We start from the raw sequence: 18,804 nt of genomic DNA, 5'->3' as shown, positions 1-18,804 counted from the left end.
TTCAAATGAAAAGCGTAGCCTGTCAGAAATCCAGACTGCAATTAATCCATTCATTGTCGAAGTTGGTACCATACTTGCGGTAGAAGCCTACTGCCGAGGTATTCCAATCCAGAACCTGCCAGAGCATTCCGGTGCAGCCTGTTTCTTTGGCAGCACTCACAGTAGCGTCGAACAAAATCTTACCGATTCCGTTTCCACGCATTGATTCGGTTACAATAATATCCTCCATATACAACCGCTTGCCTTTCCAGGTGGAATAGCGGAAATAGTACAGAGATAAGCCAATGATTTTGGAATCAGATTCGGCTACAAAAAAATCATACAATTTTTCATGATAGTCCCTGGTCATTTTTTCCACATTGTTGGAAACCTGATTCAATGCCCTTTCGTATACTGCCAATTCTTTTACCAATTCAAAAATTGCTGGAATATCATCTTCCCTTCCGTGCCTGGTTGAAACCGTCATATCATATCGCTTTTTATTAAAAACAACTTCGAATCAAAAATTTACCTGTTTCTAGGTGTAGTTTAAATAGTTTTCCCACTTTTCGACGATTGCCTGAAAATTCTCGGGCAGATTAGAGTCAAACTGCACCCACTGTCTGGAAGTGGGGTGAATAAAGCCGAGCGATTTCGCGTGCAATGCCTGGCCGGGCAGCAGCTCAAAGCAACTTTCAACCATATTCTTATAATTTCCGCTTGATACACTCCGCAGAATTTTATTTCCCCCATAAGTCGGATCATTGAAAATAGGATGGCCAAGATGCTGCATATGAACCCGAATCTGATGCGTCCGCCCCGTTTCCAGGTTGCATTTGATCAACGACACATAACGCAGGCTTTTTATAACCTGATAATGGGTCACAGCGTGCTTTCCATGGATGCCCTCAGGCAATACGTCCATCACGCGCCTGTCGCGGGCGCTGCGGCCAATGAAGCTGGCGATAGTACCTTCCGGCTCCTTGGGCTCACCCCAGATCAGCGCGTAATAAGTTCGCTCGATGGTGTGATCCGAAAATTGCTTAGCCAGAAACGACATAGCAAATTCCGTTTTCGCAATCACCAGTAATCCAGACGTATCCTTATCGATCCTGTGAACCAACCCCGGCCTTCCTTCGCCATTACGGCCGGTAGGCAGCTGCTGAAAATGGTAGACTAACCCATTGATCAATGTCCCTGTCCAGTTGCCAAAGGCTGGGTGCACGACCATTCCTGTTGGTTTATTTACAATCAGCAGGACGTCGTCTTCGTAAATGATATTTAATGGAAGATTTTCAGGCAGGATCTCCGTGTCGCGCGGCGGCTGGGGCAACGCGAGCGTGACTACATCCAGTGGCTTGACTTTGTAACTCGCTTTGGTAGGAAGTCCGTTTACCCTGACAGCTTCCGCTTCGATCCCATTTTGTATTTTTGTCCTGGATGCATTTGCTACATGAAGGCTCAGATATTTGTCAAGCCTGATCAAACCCTGACCTTTGTCGGCTACAATCCGGTAATGTTCAAAAAGGTCGTCTTCGTCTGACGTAATTTCAATAAGGTCTTCGGACATTTGCATTCGATTGGAAAGCAACAAAATTACCAATTTTAGTGGATTTACTTCTTCCTTCTCCGCCCACACCTTTGCAGGAACTGCACGATCAATTGTTTGAAAAAGCAGCTGTGCGACTCTTTGTGAAACGCGACGACCTGATTCACCCGGAGGTTTCGGGCAACAAATGGAGGAAGCTTAAATATGTATTGCAGGATGTTTTGGCGTGTAAAAAGGACACGGTACTAACATTTGGAGGCGCTTATTCCAATCATTTATATGCGCTGGCAGCTGCGGGGAAGGAATTGGGTTTAAAAACAATAGGTGTAGTAAGAGGAGAGAAGCCGGCGCAAGAAAGCGCGACTTTGCAATTTTGCAGACAAAAAGGAATGAGGCTGCATTTCGTTTCCAGGGAAGAATACAGGTTACGGGATTCTGCCGAATATTTGTCTGCGCTTGAAAGCAGGTTTGGATCTCCCTACATCATCCCGGAAGGTGGAACAACCACACTGGCGCTGCCGGGAGTTGCGGAATTAGTGGCAGAAGTAGAAGTACAGCTGCCGACTTCGCCGGTTTATTATGGCGTAGCAGCAGGTACGGGTGGAACTACGGCAGGTCTACTATCAGCTGGTGCTAATGTAGTGGCATTTTCAGCTCTAAAAGGAGGCGACTTTCTGAAAGCCGATATTATGGATTTGACCCGGGAAACGGCAAAAACAGGCACATTAGATTTGCAAACCGGATACCATTTCGGAGGTTATGCTAAATACAATGCTGAGCTTCTCGATTTTATTGTTGATTTTAAGACCAGGTTCGGTATTCAGTTGGAGCAGTTATATACGGGCAAAATGTTCTACGGACTCTTTGATATGATCGGTAAGGGGCATTTTCCGGAAGGTTCAACAATAGTGGCTGTTCACACCGGCGGACTGCAAGGTTTGCTCAGGAATTAACGGGCGATATTGTCTCCTCGCTGCTGCTTTTGGTGTTTACAAATTCTTTGATCAGTTCACGGTCTCCGGCGATCCAGAGTACATCCTGATTTTCAATGATCATTGACGAATCAGGGTTTAAAATTCGCTCGCCATTACGTTCCAAACCGACGATCATACCCCGGGTTTTTTCACGTATCCCGCTGTTTCTAATATTTTTCCCCCTGATATTATACTCATTTTTTACCTCGATCCGCTCCAATACAATAGTATCTTCATTCGCCAGGTAAACGTCTCCGCCCGTGCTGATCTCCACATGTCCGCGGAACATATCAAGCTGATCATCCGTCCCGATGACCTCAATGCGGTCGCAGGGATATAGGACTTCGGTAGGTTTGGGTAAATAGATCGTTTTGCTACCCCTTTCGATCAACACCACATTAATACCGAAATTTTCCCTGATTTTTAGTTCTTGCAACGTTTTGCCTATTAAACTGGAATCGGCGCTAACTTCCAGGAAGGCGAAATGTGCGTCCCAGGGAAGCAATATCCTCTTAGATTTTCCGCTGCCTTCCAATTGCCGCGCATTGAGATTTTGCAAAAACCGGTCTTCAATTTTGCTGTAAAACAGTTGCAACCTTCTGTAAAATATAGCAAAACCTAACATCATAATACCACCGGCGATAGCCAATGCAGTAGGTGTCGCAAAAAACGAGCTCAGCAGAAAGCCCATTAGCAGGATAGCAACAAGTACGCGAGACAGTTCCAGCAATAGCAACGGCCCGCGACTGAATTTTCGGCTCAGCCAGATTGCCGAATATGCTTTTCGGTTAGATCTTTTGAAAATAAGTGCCCATAAAAATGGTGAAATCAGCAGAAAGGTGATCCCGAAAAGTACCGAATTGGTGATGTAGTTTTCAGGTACCAGCCTGTGCAGCTGATCGGCAAGCTGGCGGGAAGCGGCTAATATGATCCCTATAACCACCACCGAATTCAAGACAACAGTTTGCGCATAGGATTTCAATATTTCCTGCCAGTGCGTGGTTTGCGTGATCGTTTCAGTACTTGTGCTGTAACGGTTTAAATAGTGCCTCCATTTTTCCGGTAATTTCCGGTCAAACCAGTTGTAAAATGGTTCGGAAGCCCTCATCATATAAGGCGTTGTAAATGTGGTGATCACCGACACGCCGACTGCAATAGGGTAGAGAAAGTCGCTCGTTACGTTGAGTGAAACGCCCAGCGTCGCGATAATGAAGGAGAATTCGCCGATCTGAGAAAGGCTCATTCCAGATTGCATTGATTTTTTGAGAGGCTGCCCCGAGATCACCGCGCCCATCGTGACAAACATGGTTTTACCCAAAATCACAACAAAAACCAAAATCATCGTCGGAATTGCGTATTGAACCAGCAGTCCTGGGTTGATCAGCATTCCTACAGATATAAAGAATACCGCGCCGAACAGATCTTTCAAGGGTTTCAGCAAATGCTCGATCTTTTCTGCGTGCGTGGTTTCTGCCAATATCGATCCCATTATAAACGCACCCAATGCAGCAGAAAACCCGGCCTGCGTAACCAGGAAGACCATTCCAAAGCAAAGTGCCACGGAGGTGATCAATACACTTTCATCATTCATTAAATTCCGGTACTTCCGTAGCAGCGTGGGGAAAACGAATATGCCGCCCAGAAACCAGATCGTGAGAAAGAAGAATAGCTTTAATATGGATTGCAGAAGCTCGTAGCCAGCAAATTGCTGACTGATAGACAATGTGGACAGCAGAACCATCAGCAATACCGCTGTGAGGTCTTCAATTACGAGGATACCTAATACAACACGGGTGAACTTCTGGGTTTTCATGCCCAGTTCGTCAAATGCGCGAAATATGATTGTAGTGGACGAAATCGCAATAATACCTCCTAGAAAAAGGCTGTCTATCTTGCTCCATCCCATCAGCTGGCCGGTCACAAAACCGGTGATCAGCATCATGGTAACTTCGAAAAGACCAGTTATAGCGGCTGTATTCCCGACTTTGACAAGCTTTTTAAAACTAAATTCAAGACCCAAATTGAACAGCAAGAAAATCACCCCGATCTCCGCCCAGATCTCGATGGTTTTAATATCGGTGATGGTTGGGAAAAGGTGAAAATTAGGACCTACAAGTAATCCGGCCAAAATATAACCCAACACGATCGGCTGCTTCAACTTTTTGAAAATGAGGGTAATGATACCCGCCATCGTGAGTATTAGAGAGAGGTCTACAATTAGTTGCGGAACATGCGTCATGTAAAGGGTACTTGTTGATGTATTGTATTTAGAAAGGTCAATAAAATACAAAAAGCCTATGATAGATCAAAGGCTTTTTGTGTATTAATGCAGAAATTTCCGGACTTTATGGTTACCCTACGCTTCCTTCCAAGCTGATTTCCAGTAGCTTTTGCGCTTCAACTGCAAACTCCATCGGAAGCTGGTTAAGAACTTCTTTGGCGTAACCGTTAACGATCAATGCAACCGCCTGCTCGGTAGGAATACCGCGCTGATTACAGTAAAAAAGGATATCCTCGCCGATTTTCGAAGTCGTCGCTTCGTGCTCTACTGTGGCCGAAGGATTGTTGACCTCAATATAAGGGAATGTATGCGCCCCGCATTTGTCTCCCAGCAACAGGGAATCACATTGCGAGAAGTTACGCGCTTTTTCAGCTCTTTTGAAAACCTGTACCAATCCGCGGTAAGAGTTCTGACTTTTACCGGCAGATATACCTTTTGAAACGATCCGGCTTTTGGTGTTTTTACCGATGTGGATCATTTTCGTGCCGGTATCAGCTTGCTGCATATTGTTGGTCACAGCTACTGAATAGAACTCACCGATCGAATTATCACCTTTCAGGATCACAGACGGATATTTCCACGTAATCGCAGAACCAGTTTCAACCTGTGTCCACGATATTTTAGAACCCCGACCGTCGCAAAGTCCGCGTTTGGTTACGAAGTTATAAATGCCACCTTTTCCATCCTTATCACCCGGGTACCAGTTCTGAACGGTCGAATATTTGACATTCGCATTTTCGTGTGCAAAAATCTCAACTACCGCAGCGTGCAACTGATTTTCATCGCGCATTGGAGCAGTACAACCTTCGAGGTAGCTCACGTGGCTATCGTCGTCGCCAATGATGAGTGTACGTTCAAACTGCCCAGTTCCGGCCGCATTAATACGGAAGTAAGTGGAAAGTTCCATCGGGCAGCGAACACCTTTTGGAATATACACAAATGACCCATCGGAGAATACAGCTGAATTCAATGCAGCATAATAGTTGTCCTTTGGCGGAACAACCGATCCTAAATATTTTTGAACCAATGCCGGATGTTCACGAATAGCCTCGCTGATGGAGCAGAAAATAATTCCTTTTTCTTTCAACGATTCTTTAAACGTTGTGAAAACGGATTCAGAATCCATCACCGCATCTACGGCGATTGAAACGCCTGAAAGTCTTTTCTGTTCGTTGAGAGATATCCCAAGACGTTCAAAAGTGTCGCGCAATTCCGGATCAATGTCATCCAGACTGTCAACCTGTTTTTTCTTTTTAGGCGCCGAATAATATTTAATTGCCTGAAAATCGATTTTTGGATAATGAACATTAGGCCACTTGGGTTCCGCCATTGTGAGCCATAAATGATAAGCTTTCAAACGCCAAGCAAGCATCCATTCAGGTTCGTTTTTCTTCGCAGAAATGAACCTGACAATATCATCGTTCAGCCCCGGAGGAGCCTCATCCGCCTCAATATCAGTTACAAATCCATATTTATATTCCGAACTGGTGATTTCCTCCAACAATTCATCTTCTTTGCTCATAGTCTTAAATTTATCACGCTGTGTTTGGTAATTAGGTAACACAGAGAAGTGTTATTGAGTTTAATCGGGGGCCAAAAATACGCAAAAATGTGGACTTATCCTGCCAGGCCCCTAAATCCCCTGATGGGGACTTTGCAGAATCGCAAAAGTCCCCTTCAGGGGATTTAGGGGTAAAACAACTTACAAATAACTCCCGGATGCCAGATAGTTCTTCACGTAATCAGAAACACCTTCTTCCAGCGTACTGAATGGACGATCGTAGCCGATCGCGCGTAGTTTGCTCATATTTGCTTCGGTGAAATACTGGTACTTGTCGCGGATATCTTCCGGCGTATCGATATACGAAATGTCCGGTGTTTTGTCCATCGCAACAAACGTGTTGGTCACCAGATCTTTAAAAGTACGCGCCTGTCCGCTTCCCAGGTTGTAGATACCTGAATTTTTGCGGTGGTGCATGAAGAAAATACAGACGTCGATCAGGTCTTTTACGTATATGAAATCGCGCATTTGCTCTCCATCCTTAAATTCGGGGTTATGGGACCGGAAAAGTTTCATTTTCTCCGTAGCCTTAATCTGATTAAATGCATGCATGATAACCGAGGCCATTCTGCCTTTATGGTATTCATTTGGACCGTATACGTTGAAAAATTTAAGTCCAGCCCAGAAAAAAGGCTTCTTTTCCTGCTTTAATGCCCAGATATCAAATTCATTTTTAGAATCTCCGTACGGATTCAGCGGTTTCAGTTGATCTAATGTTGATTCATCGTCATCGTATCCATTCTCACCCAATCCATAAGTGGCTGCTGACGAAGCATATACCAACGGAATCTGATAGGCTACACACTTCTCCCAAATCGACTTGGAATAGTTGACATTCAGTTCATCGAAAATTTCTTTGTCAAATTCCGTCGTATCAGTACGGGCACCAATGTGGAATATAAACTCAATATCACGGCTGTTGGCGTCGATCCATTCAAACAGCGAAATCCTCTCCACTTTTTCCTTGATAGTCTTACCTTCCAGGTTTTCTGCTTTTTCAATTTTCGAAAAATCATCCACTGCGATAATGCTCTGAAAGCCGTCCTGATTGAGGCGGCTAATCAATCCGCTACCGATAAATCCGGCTGCACCTGTTACGATAATCATGGGAAGAATGTATGTTAAAAGGATTCTTTTTACTGATACGCTTGTTGAACTGCAAAACTACGGATACAAAATGTAATTTTGCATCCGATTCCCCAAGTGCAAAGAAGTTTTATGATTTACGTAACCAGAAAAGAGCATTTCAACGCAGCTCACCGGCTTTTTAATCCGGCATGGTCAGAAGAGAAGAACCAGGAAGTGTTTGGCCCTTGTGCAAATAATAATTGGCACGGGCACAATTTTGAGCTGATTGTGACTGTAAAAGGCAAGCCCGATCCCGACACCGGGTTCGTGATCGACCTCAAAGTGCTAGGCGATATTGTGAAGGAAAAGATTGTAGATAAAGTAGATCACAAGAACCTGAACCTGGACGTAGATTTCATGGCAGGTAAAATGGCTTCCTGCGAAATTTTTGTGACTGAAATCTGGAAAATACTTGCCCCTGCTATCGAGAATGTAGCACCAAACTCCCGGCTGCATTATATTAAATTGATTGAGACCCCCAAGAACTTTGTCGAGTACTACGGGGAGTAGGAGTTAGGGAGGAAAGGGAGAAAGGAGGAAAGGGAGGATTCACTCATTCACTAATTCATTCATTCGGTCATTCAATAACTCAATCATTGAAATACTACATAATTGCCGGAGAGCGTTCGGGCGACTTACACGGCTCCAATCTTATCAAAGGGATTAGGGCAAACGATAAAGACGCTGTTTTTCGGGGTTGGGGTGGAGATTTAATGCAGGCCGAAGGATTAGACCTCGTTACCCACTATAAAGACACTGCTTTCATGGGGTTCCTGGAAGTAGCGATGAACCTCCACAAGATCTCCGGGTTTTTGAAAAAATGCAAGGCGGATATTCTCCAATATCAACCGGACGCATTGGTCCTGATCGACTACCCCGGCTTCAACCTGCGTATCGCTGCCTTCGCCAAACAAAAAGGGATCAAAGTCTTCTATTATATCTCCCCAAAAGTGTGGGCCTGGAACCAGAAACGCGCCTGGAAGATCAAACAGAATGTAGATCACATGTTCGTGATCTTTCCATTCGAGATCGATTTTTACAAAAAATTCGATTACAAGGTCGATTACGTAGGTAATCCGTTAATGGACGCAATTACCAGCTTTACTCCGGATCCTGATTTTAGAAAAAAGAATAATCTGGAAGAAGGCCGGCCTGTTATCGCATTACTGCCCGGTAGCCGGCATCAGGAAATTGTGAGTATGCTGGATATTATGCTGAAAGCTCAGCCGCATTTCCCTGAATATCAGTTTGTGATAGCTGGTGTAAAAAATTTGCCCGAATCGCTATACGCAAATGTGGATGTTTCGGGTAAATCGATAGTTGTGTATGAAAGTACTTACGATCTGCTTCACGTCGCTGCGGCTGCATTGGTAACTTCGGGCACTGCCACATTGGAAACGGCACTTTTTCAGGTGCCTGAGGTGGTTTGCTACAAGACAAGCGGTTTTTCCTACGCAATAGCCAAAAGACTGATCAGGGTTCCCTTCATTTCATTAGTTAACCTGATCATGGAAAAAGAAGTCGTACGGGAATTAATCCAGTCAGATCTGAATGAAAAACTGCTCGTAGAAGAGCTGCGGGCGATATTGCCCGGTGGAGCAAAACATGACACACAGGTTCAGGATTATTTGAAATTGAAAGACTTAGTAGGAGGCCCAGGCGCCTCTGAATATGCAGGCAAGCTGATTGTTGAGTATATATAATTTTATTTTATATAAAATTAAGTTTGTTTTTTGTAACTTTTGTTATATTTGAGGGGTATTGCATGGATTGATTCACCTTAATCTACTTCTCATATGGAAACATCAGCAACTAATCCCGCTCGCGCAAAATCGTGGTCACTCGCTTTATTGCTTGCACTCGTCATCCTCGGAGGCTGCGCCAAATCTACTGACGACAAAGTCACAATCACAGGCGACCTCGCTACCTCCGACTCATTTTTAGAAGGAAAAAAACTCTATCTCGGTAATGTACATACCCGCCAGTTCATGGACTCTGCGGTTGTGAAAAATGGGAAATTCGCTTTTTCTAAGAGTGCGGTGAAGGAATTCCGTGCATTTCCATCGAGTATAGTTTATGCAACAGGCAATGCCAAAGAACCCTATCGCTTAATCGGGATCAAAAATCCGTATTTCGACAAGACTGTCGAAAGCATTTTCTACATGATGCGGGGAGAAATGAAATTCAAAGCCGCCCCGGATTTTGTAGCCAGTAAAAACGAGAAAGTCAGACTATTGATTGAAAAGCCGAATTTAGAAACCGAGGTTGCCTTTAAGCACCTCGCATTCAAGGCAACTCCTGAACAGACGGAGAAAAACAGGACCTATAATAGGGATCTTGTTAAAAAATATTCAAATTCCATCGAATTGCTGGCTCTGCTCAATCGGAGCAAATCTGCGCTGGCAGAATCAGAATTAGCAACGTTGCTCGCACTATTTGACGAGGATCTGAAAACATCACATGCGCATTCAAGTCTGGTTTCCTATTTAAAATTCGCTACCACAAGTCCGGCTTTTCCCTCAAATATTGTTTTGAAAAAGCCGGACAATAGTCTTACTTCCAGCGTTTTAAATTCTGACAAAAAACATAAGCTGGTAGTTTTCTGGGCTAGCTGGTGCGGCCCGTGCAGACAAGAGATCCCGCAGATAAAAACGCTGGAAAGCAAATACAAAGACAAGCTGAATATCGTCAGTATCTCCATCGACGACGACGAAAACGCCTGGCAGAAAGCATTGGAAAAGGAAAATATGCCCTGGTCGCAATTTTTGGCACTTGCCGATTCTTCGCGGATCAAGCTGGATAAAAAGTATAATCTCCAATCAATCCCAGTGTGGATTCTGCTCGATTCGGAAGGCAAGCTTGTTGACCGGCAGGTAGGTTATGATACCGGCAAGAACAGCATTGACCGCAAAGTAGTTGCACGGCTAGCCAGGTTATGATTATCTGAAAACCTCTTCCAGGTCGATTTTGAGGTCTGGAAAGATGGTGGAGGTTAGCTGTGATATGGCGGGTTGAAGACCGATATATTTACCTTCCTCATTTAAAATATATACAAAAACCGCATTTTCAGCAGGCTCAACCAGCCAGTACTCACGGACACCACATTCTTCATAAAGAGAAAATTTGTTATCCATTTCCTTGCGAGAGTTGCCTGGCGACAATATCTCTATAATCAGATCCGGCGCGCCCAGACAGCCTCTCTCGTCTAATTTAGCTTCATCGCAAATAACACAAAGGTCAGGCTGTACAACAGTGTAAATTTTCCCGTTCGAAACATCCTGATTTTTACTAGGTAAGCGAACGTCAAAGGGAGCATAAAATACCTGGCAATAATGGGCCTTGAAAAAGCCTCCGATTGCGAGATGAAATTTTGCTGAAATCGTCTGATGCGTCCGGGAGGGTGCGGGCGACATCTTGAATATCTTGCCTTTGATAAGCTCTAAACGTTCTTCAAACTGCCATAGCAGGTAATCTGCATATGTGTAGGTACCGTTTAGATCTAGTTGGTTAATGTCTTTAATTACCGTTTGCATAGTATGTTGTTTTTGACAAAGCTATTAAAATCGAGGAAAAGCCAACCTTCCACTTTTCAAGTCTTACGTTTCTTCTTCCTCGCCGAAGGAAACAGTATATTGTTCAATATCAACCGATAACCCGGCGAATTCGGGTATAAATTTAAGTCGGTAGGCATTCTGCGGCCTCCGCCTCCGCGGCCTTCCGGGTCGTGGCCGCCGTAAAACGTCCATTGTCCCCGGCCAAGTTCTCCATATATATAACGGTCTGAGGAGCTGCTGGTTCCCATGATCAGCGAGCTGGGCTTGACAGTATTCTTGGAAAATGCGGTAGTCTGTCCAAAGAACTCCCGGATCAGATTTTCGTGGTTCTGCACCAGCATTGCCGGGATCACATCCCATTTAGCAGAAAAATCAAAAAGTGAAAAGTACACGTCGCTCTCGCCCCAGCCGCGGTACCTGCCTGCCGAGGAATTAATATCGGAAAAATTCATTCCCTCATATTCGTCCAGCTGCAATTTGAAATTATGGAATGCAAAGGTTTTTTCGAAATCCAGCTTCGACTGTGCATTCGGATCAACGCCGTCGCCATCAAGGTTATCTACAATATCAATACCCTCCGCCGCCAGGGCAATATCAAAAGTTTCCGCGCCGGAGCACATTGCGAATAGAAAACCGCCACCCGCACAAAACTCCTTGATCGCTTTGGCAACCGCCAGTTTCATCTGCGGTACTTTTGTAAAGCCAAACCGGTTGGCGATCGCTTCCTGCGCTTTGATATCCTCCTGTGAAGTCCGCCGGAGGTTCTTGCCAAACTGCCCCGTAAAATCCTCGTGGTGCAAATGCAACCAGTCGTATTTCGGCAACTCACCTTTCAGTATTTCTTCGTCGTAAATTACATCAAACGGAATCTCAGCATATTTCAAAACCAGCAAAACTGCGTCGGTATTTTCAAACTCGGCGGGGCTGATCTTAATAGGAGAGTATACTGCAATTTTGGCCGCTTTATGCAGTTTGACCACATCCATATTGATATTCGGATTGCTGATCTCGTTGATCAACTGCGCACTTGCGGCTTCCGAAATGATCTCATAAGATATCGCCCGCAGCTTGCATTCGTTTTCAATCGACTTGCTGTACTGGACTTTGAAACTGCCTCCGCGATAATTCAGCAGCCACTCTACGTCGATATCCCCTTTCAGCAAAATATACGCAAGTCCGTACGCTTTCAGGTGATTGGTTTGTGACTTATCCATCGGAATAAGCAGGTGATTAGCCAGACAGATCTGTGAAAAAAGCACCAGAAGGAATATAGAAGTCCTTTTCAACATAGCAAGAGAATTTAAAATCCGGAACTGTATGGAAAGGGGAGAGGCGCGTAATCAAATTTAATGAATATCGATCACATAAAGTAGCTGTTTTTCAGGTTTTTAATAGATGAGTTGAAGTGATATTTATCGGAAACGAATCACATGTTTGAAAGGGGTAAAGCCTGTGATAAAAACCGTCGGAGCTTCCATAATCGGCAGTGCGCCCCTTAATGCTATATTTTTATGCAAAGCCAGCCCCGGCCCGAACGATATCACATCATCGTTGAAACGATAAGTCCCGGTACCTTCTTTAAGAAGCCACGCATCTTTCGTGTTTTCGATCTTTGTTACTCCCTGCAACTCGCCGCCGGGTCGGAATATCAGTTCAAGCGCAGCAGGTACGCGCTCTGTTCCATTGGTCGTGATTTCAATCGCCATTCCGTCTTCAGTTTCCAAAATGGTCACCTTAGTTTCCAAAAGCTGGATCTCACTTTGCGGGCGGTAGGTTTTCGGCATTTTTTCCCAATCACCATCAGGGGCGATTGATTCTTTGGGATAAGGCTGGTAATAGGGGCCATCGAGTTTCTGGATCAATTCCCAGGTATTTCCTTTTTCATTTACTTTCTCAGATTGAAACTGACCTTTTCCAAAAAATGAAGAGGCAAATCGCACTCCCTGCAAAACTGCATTGCCTTTCATAAAAGTGAAAAACACCGGATTATTGGCGATCAACGTGCTATCACGATTGTTTCGCCTGATCCGCACCAGACCCGAATTCGGGAACGTTTTGACATAACTTACCGGAAAGGGCTTTTCTGCCGGCAACTCTGCCCAAAGTGAAGGATCATTCAGGAAATAGTCGATGAATGAGCCCGTTTTATCTCCGGCTGTTTTCTCTATCATCCTGCACATCGCAGCGTATTGCGGGTTTTTGTCCTTAATAGCGAGATAGCGGTAGGGATAATAATAGTTTTCCATTGTTCCTATTACCGCCTTATCCTGGCGCCCGGAAGCGTCGGTGACCACTTCTCCGTTCGGGTGCACATAATACATCGTCATATTCAGGTTCTTGCGCACATTATCCAGCAGCTCCGGTTTGTTCATTCCCTTCGCCACGGTGATCAGGATCCTGTCTGAAAGTGAAGAATAAATGAATGTACTTTTTTCATTGTACTGTCCGTCCGCGTCAATATCAATATGTTCGCCGAGCCACTGCTCAATGCGCGCCACATATTTTGGGTTTGGCCAAAGTTCGTTGAGCTTGGTCAGTGCGGCGCAAACCACCCAGCGGTGATTGGGGGTATGTATTCCGCCCACACTCAATGCATTACCGCCCCGGATCAGGAAGGTTTTCAGATTTTCAAGTAATTTCTCGACACCCGGAGTGCCCGAGTTTTTGATCGATGCATAAGACATTGTCAGCCTTTTGACCAAAAAACCGGTGTCCGGTGTAGAGTGGAAATTAGTGGAAAGCAAGTCGATTGTGCCGTCTTCGTGCTGCGTTTTGATCAGGTATAGAGCCGCCAGATTCATACTTTCGACCAGCTCGGTCGATAGGTAGTATTTGGAAGTAGGAGAAAAAAGGCCGGAAGCTCCGTATTGGATCAGTGCAGAGGTACTGTGCGGGTTCAATAGGTCAAATCCATCCCTGAGCCCGCCCAGATCTTCGCTATTCTTGTCCTTAACCTGAAAGGTCAGCAGCGACTCGATGCTTTTATCGGTTCGGCTAGCCATTGCAGCCAGCCAGGGCGGCATTTTGTCTGCGGTATTTTTTGTTGAAATAAAAGCCGGGGCGACTACCGGCATCGAACAAATAGCAAGCGCACTATTTTTGACAAACTCTCTTCTATCCATGAAATTGATTAATTCTATTCAGGATAAAAAGGACTTGCGGCGCGCCTGCTACTATTTATTATATACAAAAGTCAATTTTTGCCGATTGTGGGAAGAAATTTAGGTGCTACCCGGTGTTTCGAAACCTGTTCATACGCATAAGCAATACCGATCAGTTCCGGCTCGCTGAATGGTTTTCCTAGAAACGATAAACCTACCGGAAGATCATTCAAATTGCCCATTGGGACAGTAACAGAAGGAAATCCCGAAATTGCAGCCGGCCCATAAGAACCATAACCCGTCCAGAAATCACCATTTACAGGATCAATGCACCACGCAGCGCCGGTAGCCGGTCCGCAGAGCGCGTCGAGGTTATTTTTATCAAATTCCTTTTCCAGTAAACCGGCTACTTTGTTGATTTTCTCCAATGCACCCTTATATTCCTTACTATTCAAATCTCCTTTTGCCTGCGAACTTTCAAAAAGCTCCTGCTTAAAAAACGGCATTACCTCAGCCTCGTTCGTCTTATTAAATGCAATCAGTGCTTCCAGTGACTTGACTTTTGCATTGGAACCTGCTAAATACTTATTGATCCCGTCTTTAAACTCAAACTGAAGTAAAGCCGATTCCGCTCCATCGACGTCCTGGGTTTCCATAAAATTAACTTCAACGATTACAGCGCCCTGGCTTCGCAAATGCGCCAGCGCTTTGCTGATCAGATTATCTACACCTTCATGTTTATCCAGAAAAGTTTTCTCAACTCCAATCCGTTTTCCTTTCAGGCCATCGGTGCTCAGGAATTTGGTATAGTCGGCCGGGAATGCATTTTCGCTGGTATACCTGCCCGGGTCATTTGGGTCAACGCCCGCCAGCGCGCCAAGCAATGCAGCTGCGTCGCTAACTGTCCTGCCGATCGGGCCGGCGGTATCCTGGGTCTTCGAAATTGGGATAATACCAGACCGGCTCACAAGTCCGACCGTCGGCTTGATACCCACAACGCCATTCATCGAAGAAGGACACGCAATTGATCCGTTTGTTTCAGTGCCTACCGCCACTGCGCAAAGATTTGCAGATACTGCTACACCCGAGCCAGAGCTTGATCCGCACGGGGAGCGATCGATCACGTAAGGATTTTTGGTTTGTCCGCCGCGGCTGCTCCATCCGCTCGACGAGCGTGACGAGCGAAAGTTGGCCCACTCGCTCAAATTGGTTTTGCCCAAAATCACCGCGCCGGCGTCACGTAGCCGTTTCACAATGAATGCGTCCGAAGCCGCAATATTTCCTTCCAATGCAAGTGACCCGGCGGTAGTCTGCATTTTGTCGGCTGTATTGATATTGTCTTTTATCAGCACCGGAATACCGTGCATATTTCCCCGGACTTTGCCATTCTTGCGGTCACGGTCCATCGCGTCGGCAATTGCCAGCGCGTCGGGATTGAGTTCGATCACCGATTTCAAGGCGGGGCCGTTTTCATCAATCGTCCTGATCTGGTCCAGGTAGAATTGAGTGAGCTTTCGCGAAGTGAGTTTTCCCTGACCCATCAATCGTTGCATCTCGGGCACCGTCATTTCTTCCAGATTTGATCTCGTATTATCCTCGCCCGCCTGCTGTTCCCGTGAAGTGCAGTGCGCGAAGGACAAAGATATTCCGGAAAGTCCGGCTATGGATGTAAGATGGACAAATGTTCTGCGCTTCATATAGAACTGGTCAGGAAATAGTAAGGTTGCAAGATAGAAGTTTCAGGTGATTTGAAGTCGAAGCTATTCCGACAAATCTCCATTTGGCTATATACGTTACAAAACAGGATTTTTTGTCAATATTATACAATATTACTTATAGTATTTGTTCTACAAGATACTACATTTCGGTCAGTGATTCCAGTATATGCCCGTTGCGAGTATTAGAATCTTCTTAAAAAATGATAAAATCGTACCAATAATTTTAATGGCACGATTATTTAATTTAACTTTAAGAAGGAAAAGTATCAAATAAATATTGTGATCATGAACGTACTATCAAACATCATATATTATTGTGGGAAGTTTTTCTTTGCAACTATTTTATTCATAGCGATGATCATTTCTACGATCATCTCCCTTCCTTTCATAGGAGTGGGTATGATAAAAGACGCAATGAGTTCACAACATCAGCATGCAGACAGAGACGGTCTTTTTGACTTTCACAGCTGATCAGATATACCGCAATAATATAAAAAGGTACGAGCTGGGAGGTTCGTACCTTTTTTTTGTTGGCACTTTCAAACGCTGTTTTCTCTTCAAAAATGGGCTAAATGCTGTAATTTTCGGTTTGATTACTTATGAATTTCTGCATGAAAAATGATCTAATTCTGGTTTTTATACTGATTATCAGCATGTCTGACTCAGTTTTTGGTCAGGAAAAACGGTATAGCTTTGAGAAGGGCTTAATGGGTTCTCCATTTAAATTGGTGGTATATGCCGCGAACGATTCCATTGCTGAGCTTGCTGCTGCAAAAGCTTTTGGCAGGGTAGAGGAGCTGAACGAAATTATGAGCGATTACCGCGACGGCAGCGAAATCAACCGGCTTTCGGCCCAGTCGGGAAGTGGAAAGTGGGTGCCTGTCAGCAAAGATCTGTTTGAAATACTCGATATCTCCCTGTCAGTCAGTAAGAAAACGAAAGGTGCATTTGACGTAACGCTCGGGCCGGTCGTGCAAATGTGGCGACACGCAACCCGCAAAGGCATTTTTCCGGCCCAAGAAGAAATTGCCGCCGCCATGCAGAAAACGGGATATTCAAAAATGAAACTGAATCGGAAAGCGAGCAGTGTGCTATTGACCCAGAAAGGAATGCGACTGGATATTGGCGGCCTAGGAAAAGGATTTGCGGCCGAAGAAGCGATCAAAGAAGTTAAAAAGCTGGGCATTACGTCCGCAATGATGGACGCCGGAGGGAAAATCGTCCTCACAAATCCTCCTCCCGGCACCGATGGATGGAATATTAATATCTCAAATGGAAGCGATTCCCTGAAAGCGCTTAAACTTTCCAACATTTCCCTGGCCACCTCCGGCCCTACATATAGATATATGGAATACAACGGAGTGAGGTATTCGCACATCGTCGATCCGGTAACCGGCATCGGACTGCTTTTTCACGTACGTACCACCGCAATTTGTCCAAACGGGACTATTTCCGACGCGCTCGCAACTGCATTCAGTGTAGCGGGTATTGAAAAGACCAAAAAAATGGTCCGCAAATTCCCCGGAACAACCGTTTGGCTGGTGGAAAGAAAAGGTGACAGAGTAGCCGAGTGGAACACCATTAAACAATAGCCTATCTTTTGTATTTTTCCCGGATAATCTAAAATTGAATGAATATTTTAAACAATCGTTTAAAATATTCATTTCATACGCTTGTACAATTCAACTTTGCTCCCGACATTTGAAACATATTCCTGGTAAAACCTTGTTTTAAGAACATTACAACCTAACTATTGAACATTGTGAAGTGCGTAAGCGAAAAAAGCGAGGATAAAATCAGAGAGGCGGCGAAACGGGTTTTCCTTAAGAAGGGTTTTGACGGGACAACTTCCCGTGATATTGCCAAAGAGGCAGATATGAATATTGCTTTAACCAACTATTACTTCAGAAGTAAGGAAAAGTTGTTTATGGAAATATTTAAAGATCTGATGGAGATGTATTTCCAGAGTATCATCCTCATCCTGAACAAGCCTATTGACATCAAAACCAAAATTTCGGAGGTAGTCGAAAACAATTATCAAATGATGAAACAGGAGCCAGACCTGGTTATTTTCATCATGAACGAAATTCATAAGGAACCGGAAAGGTTGCTGGTAAAAACGGCGTTGTATCATCAGCTCAAATCAACGCTTTTCAATCAGCAGCTCGACGAGGGGATTGAGACCGGGAAATTGCGACCGATTCGCATTGAGAGTATTCTCCCGTTAATGACAAGCTGCATCGAGTTCCTGTTCTTGGGGAAGGAAATGCACCAGAAAATTTTTAATATGTCGGACGAAGAATTCGAAGCTTTTAGTGAAAGTCACAAAGATCATGTGAAAGCGATGATCTGCAATTACCTGATTTTGGAAGACTAAATTTTTGACCTGCCATTAAACGGATATTTAAAATAAACATTTATTTGAAGGTAGACGTCATTTATCCCGGTGGTCAACCGCCGGTAAATTAAGAATAGGAAGAAATAAGCTCACCGACCATATTGATCAGCGTTTAGTACAAATTCGAAAACAATGGTCAATATGTCTGAGGAAATTGAGGTGCCGTGAATGGCATGCTATTTTGTAAGAGAAGTTACCTTTTCGTATACTGGTCAGATTATTCAGGGTTACTCCAAGATTTTGAGCACGTTACGAACGGATTCGGTGCCAACAGGATTTTTGTTTAAAAGTAATCGTGAGCGGAAAAGTGCTTTAAAATGCGGTAATGCCCGGTTACGAAAAAATTAGTTGGATAAAGCACGCTGAGATTCCTGAGAGATTTTAATTTGTTTTTAACGGTAAAATACAAACAGAGAGGAACGTTTTGTGAACTAGAAGGAGAGGTAAGTGGTTTATTCGTAAGCCAAGATTGTTGACATATCAATTCTTCCGTCGCGCCGCACTCTTTAACATTGCTAATTATGGAAACCAACCATTACAACACCAATTAATTTGCCTGAT

General features: G+C 44.5%; 15 protein-coding genes. 6 read left to right on the top strand and 9 right to left on the bottom strand.

What is annotated here, in order from left to right; all coding sequences use genetic code 11:
* Positions 1-22: 22 nt before the first annotated feature.
* Both KOD92_RS05030 and KOD92_RS05025 read right to left on the bottom strand, forming a co-directional pair.
* Positions 23-466, bottom strand: a complete 444-nt coding sequence (locus tag KOD92_RS05030) for a GNAT family N-acetyltransferase (protein WP_215232399.1) — start codon at positions 464-466, stop codon at positions 23-25.
* A gap of 51 nt (positions 467-517) precedes the next feature.
* A complete protein-coding gene (locus KOD92_RS05025) occupies positions 518-1,549 on the bottom strand; it encodes an RluA family pseudouridine synthase (protein WP_215232398.1) in 1,032 nt (343 codons plus the stop codon).
* 38 nt (positions 1,550-1,587) lie between these two features.
* On the opposite strand from KOD92_RS05025, the gene KOD92_RS05020 reads away from it, so the two are divergent.
* On the top strand, positions 1,588-2,481 hold the full coding sequence (locus KOD92_RS05020; RefSeq protein ID WP_215232397.1) for a 1-aminocyclopropane-1-carboxylate deaminase/D-cysteine desulfhydrase: 894 nt from the start codon (positions 1,588-1,590) through the stop codon (positions 2,479-2,481).
* On the opposite strand, the gene KOD92_RS05015 is transcribed toward KOD92_RS05020, so the two are convergent.
* From KOD92_RS05015 to rfaD, 3 genes are all read right to left on the bottom strand, one after another.
* A complete protein-coding gene (locus tag KOD92_RS05015; protein WP_215232396.1) occupies positions 2,471-4,741 on the bottom strand; it encodes a cation:proton antiporter domain-containing protein in 2,271 nt (756 codons plus the stop codon). The two genes, KOD92_RS05020 and KOD92_RS05015, sit on opposite strands and share 11 nt — an antisense overlap.
* 112 nt (positions 4,742-4,853) lie before the next feature.
* The gene (sufB, locus tag KOD92_RS05010) at positions 4,854-6,305 is read right to left on the bottom strand and encodes a Fe-S cluster assembly protein SufB (protein WP_215232395.1); all 1,452 of its coding nucleotides are present in this window, start codon (positions 6,303-6,305) and stop codon (positions 4,854-4,856) included.
* A 180-nt stretch (positions 6,306-6,485) separates the two neighbouring features.
* Positions 6,486-7,451, bottom strand: coding sequence for an ADP-glyceromanno-heptose 6-epimerase (gene rfaD / locus KOD92_RS05005; protein ID WP_215232394.1), 966 nt, complete (start codon positions 7,449-7,451; stop codon positions 6,486-6,488).
* Positions 7,452-7,562: 111 nt separating this feature from the next.
* Between rfaD and KOD92_RS05000 the strand changes: the two genes are divergently transcribed.
* The 3 genes from KOD92_RS05000 (at position 7,563) to KOD92_RS04990 (ending at position 10,411) form a co-directional block, all read left to right on the top strand.
* Positions 7,563-7,982, top strand: a complete 420-nt coding sequence (locus tag KOD92_RS05000; RefSeq protein WP_215232393.1) for a 6-pyruvoyl trahydropterin synthase family protein — start codon at positions 7,563-7,565, stop codon at positions 7,980-7,982.
* 86 nt (positions 7,983-8,068) lie between these two features.
* Positions 8,069-9,175 carry a lipid-A-disaccharide synthase gene (lpxB, locus tag KOD92_RS04995; RefSeq protein ID WP_215232392.1) on the top strand — a complete coding sequence of 369 codons (1,107 nt, stop codon included), beginning with the start codon at positions 8,069-8,071 and terminating at the stop codon, positions 9,173-9,175.
* Positions 9,176-9,268: 93 nt separating this feature from the next.
* On the top strand, positions 9,269-10,411 hold the full coding sequence (locus KOD92_RS04990; protein ID WP_215232391.1) for a TlpA disulfide reductase family protein: 1,143 nt from the start codon (positions 9,269-9,271) through the stop codon (positions 10,409-10,411).
* Here the strand turns inward: KOD92_RS04990 and KOD92_RS04985 are convergent, their stop codons facing one another.
* The 4 genes from KOD92_RS04985 to KOD92_RS04970 all read right to left on the bottom strand — a co-directional run bounded on the left by KOD92_RS04985 (position 10,412) and on the right by KOD92_RS04970 (position 15,824).
* Positions 10,412-11,005 carry a Uma2 family endonuclease gene (locus KOD92_RS04985; RefSeq protein WP_215232390.1) on the bottom strand — a complete coding sequence of 198 codons (594 nt, stop codon included), beginning with the start codon at positions 11,003-11,005 and terminating at the stop codon, positions 10,412-10,414.
* Between the two features lie 56 nt (positions 11,006-11,061).
* The gene (locus KOD92_RS04980) at positions 11,062-12,315 is read right to left on the bottom strand and encodes an asparagine synthetase B (protein WP_215232389.1); all 1,254 of its coding nucleotides are present in this window, start codon (positions 12,313-12,315) and stop codon (positions 11,062-11,064) included.
* Between the two features lie 123 nt (positions 12,316-12,438).
* On the bottom strand, positions 12,439-14,148 hold the full coding sequence (locus tag KOD92_RS04975; RefSeq protein ID WP_215232388.1) for a hypothetical protein: 1,710 nt from the start codon (positions 14,146-14,148) through the stop codon (positions 12,439-12,441).
* A gap of 71 nt (positions 14,149-14,219) precedes the next feature.
* The gene (locus KOD92_RS04970; RefSeq protein ID WP_215232387.1) at positions 14,220-15,824 is read right to left on the bottom strand and encodes an amidase; all 1,605 of its coding nucleotides are present in this window, start codon (positions 15,822-15,824) and stop codon (positions 14,220-14,222) included.
* 674 nt (positions 15,825-16,498) lie between these two features.
* On the opposite strand from KOD92_RS04970, the gene KOD92_RS04965 reads away from it, so the two are divergent.
* Both KOD92_RS04965 and KOD92_RS04960 read left to right on the top strand, forming a co-directional pair.
* Positions 16,499-17,437, top strand: a complete 939-nt coding sequence (locus KOD92_RS04965) for an FAD:protein FMN transferase (RefSeq protein ID WP_229254527.1) — start codon at positions 16,499-16,501, stop codon at positions 17,435-17,437.
* A gap of 170 nt (positions 17,438-17,607) precedes the next feature.
* Entirely contained in the window at positions 17,608-18,222 is a 615-nt protein-coding gene (locus KOD92_RS04960) for a TetR/AcrR family transcriptional regulator (protein ID WP_215232385.1), read from the top strand.
* Positions 18,223-18,804: the final 582 nt, after the last annotated feature.

It is taken from the genome of Dyadobacter linearis (genome assembly GCF_907165045.1).
GTDB lineage: Bacteria > Bacteroidota > Bacteroidia > Cytophagales > Spirosomataceae > Dyadobacter > Dyadobacter linearis.
The sequence above is the reverse complement of the archived record's forward strand: the minus strand, read 5'-3'. Positions and strand labels throughout refer to the sequence as shown.

Coding starts and splice junctions, on each gene's coding strand:
- KOD92_RS05030 (WP_215232399.1), bottom strand. CDS start 466: ATGACGGTTTCAACCAGGCACGGAAGGGAAGATGATATTCCAGCAATT.
- KOD92_RS05025 (WP_215232398.1), bottom strand. CDS start 1,549: ATGTCCGAAGACCTTATTGAAATTACGTCAGACGAAGACGACCTTTTT.
- KOD92_RS05015 (WP_215232396.1), bottom strand. CDS start 4,741: ATGACGCATGTTCCGCAACTAATTGTAGACCTCTCTCTAATACTCACG.
- sufB (WP_215232395.1), bottom strand. CDS start 6,305: ATGAGCAAAGAAGATGAATTGTTGGAGGAAATCACCAGTTCGGAATAT.
- rfaD (WP_215232394.1), bottom strand. CDS start 7,451: ATGATTATCGTAACAGGTGCAGCCGGATTTATCGGTAGCGGATTGATT.
- KOD92_RS05000 (WP_215232393.1), top strand. CDS start 7,563: ATGATTTACGTAACCAGAAAAGAGCATTTCAACGCAGCTCACCGGCTT.
- KOD92_RS04990 (WP_215232391.1), top strand. CDS start 9,269: ATGGAAACATCAGCAACTAATCCCGCTCGCGCAAAATCGTGGTCACTC.
- KOD92_RS04985 (WP_215232390.1), bottom strand. CDS start 11,005: ATGCAAACGGTAATTAAAGACATTAACCAACTAGATCTAAACGGTACC.
- KOD92_RS04980 (WP_215232389.1), bottom strand. CDS start 12,315: ATGTTGAAAAGGACTTCTATATTCCTTCTGGTGCTTTTTTCACAGATC.
- KOD92_RS04975 (WP_215232388.1), bottom strand. CDS start 14,148: ATGGATAGAAGAGAGTTTGTCAAAAATAGTGCGCTTGCTATTTGTTCG.
- KOD92_RS04970 (WP_215232387.1), bottom strand. CDS start 15,824: ATGAAGCGCAGAACATTTGTCCATCTTACATCCATAGCCGGACTTTCC.
- KOD92_RS04965 (WP_229254527.1), top strand. CDS start 16,499: ATGTCTGACTCAGTTTTTGGTCAGGAAAAACGGTATAGCTTTGAGAAG.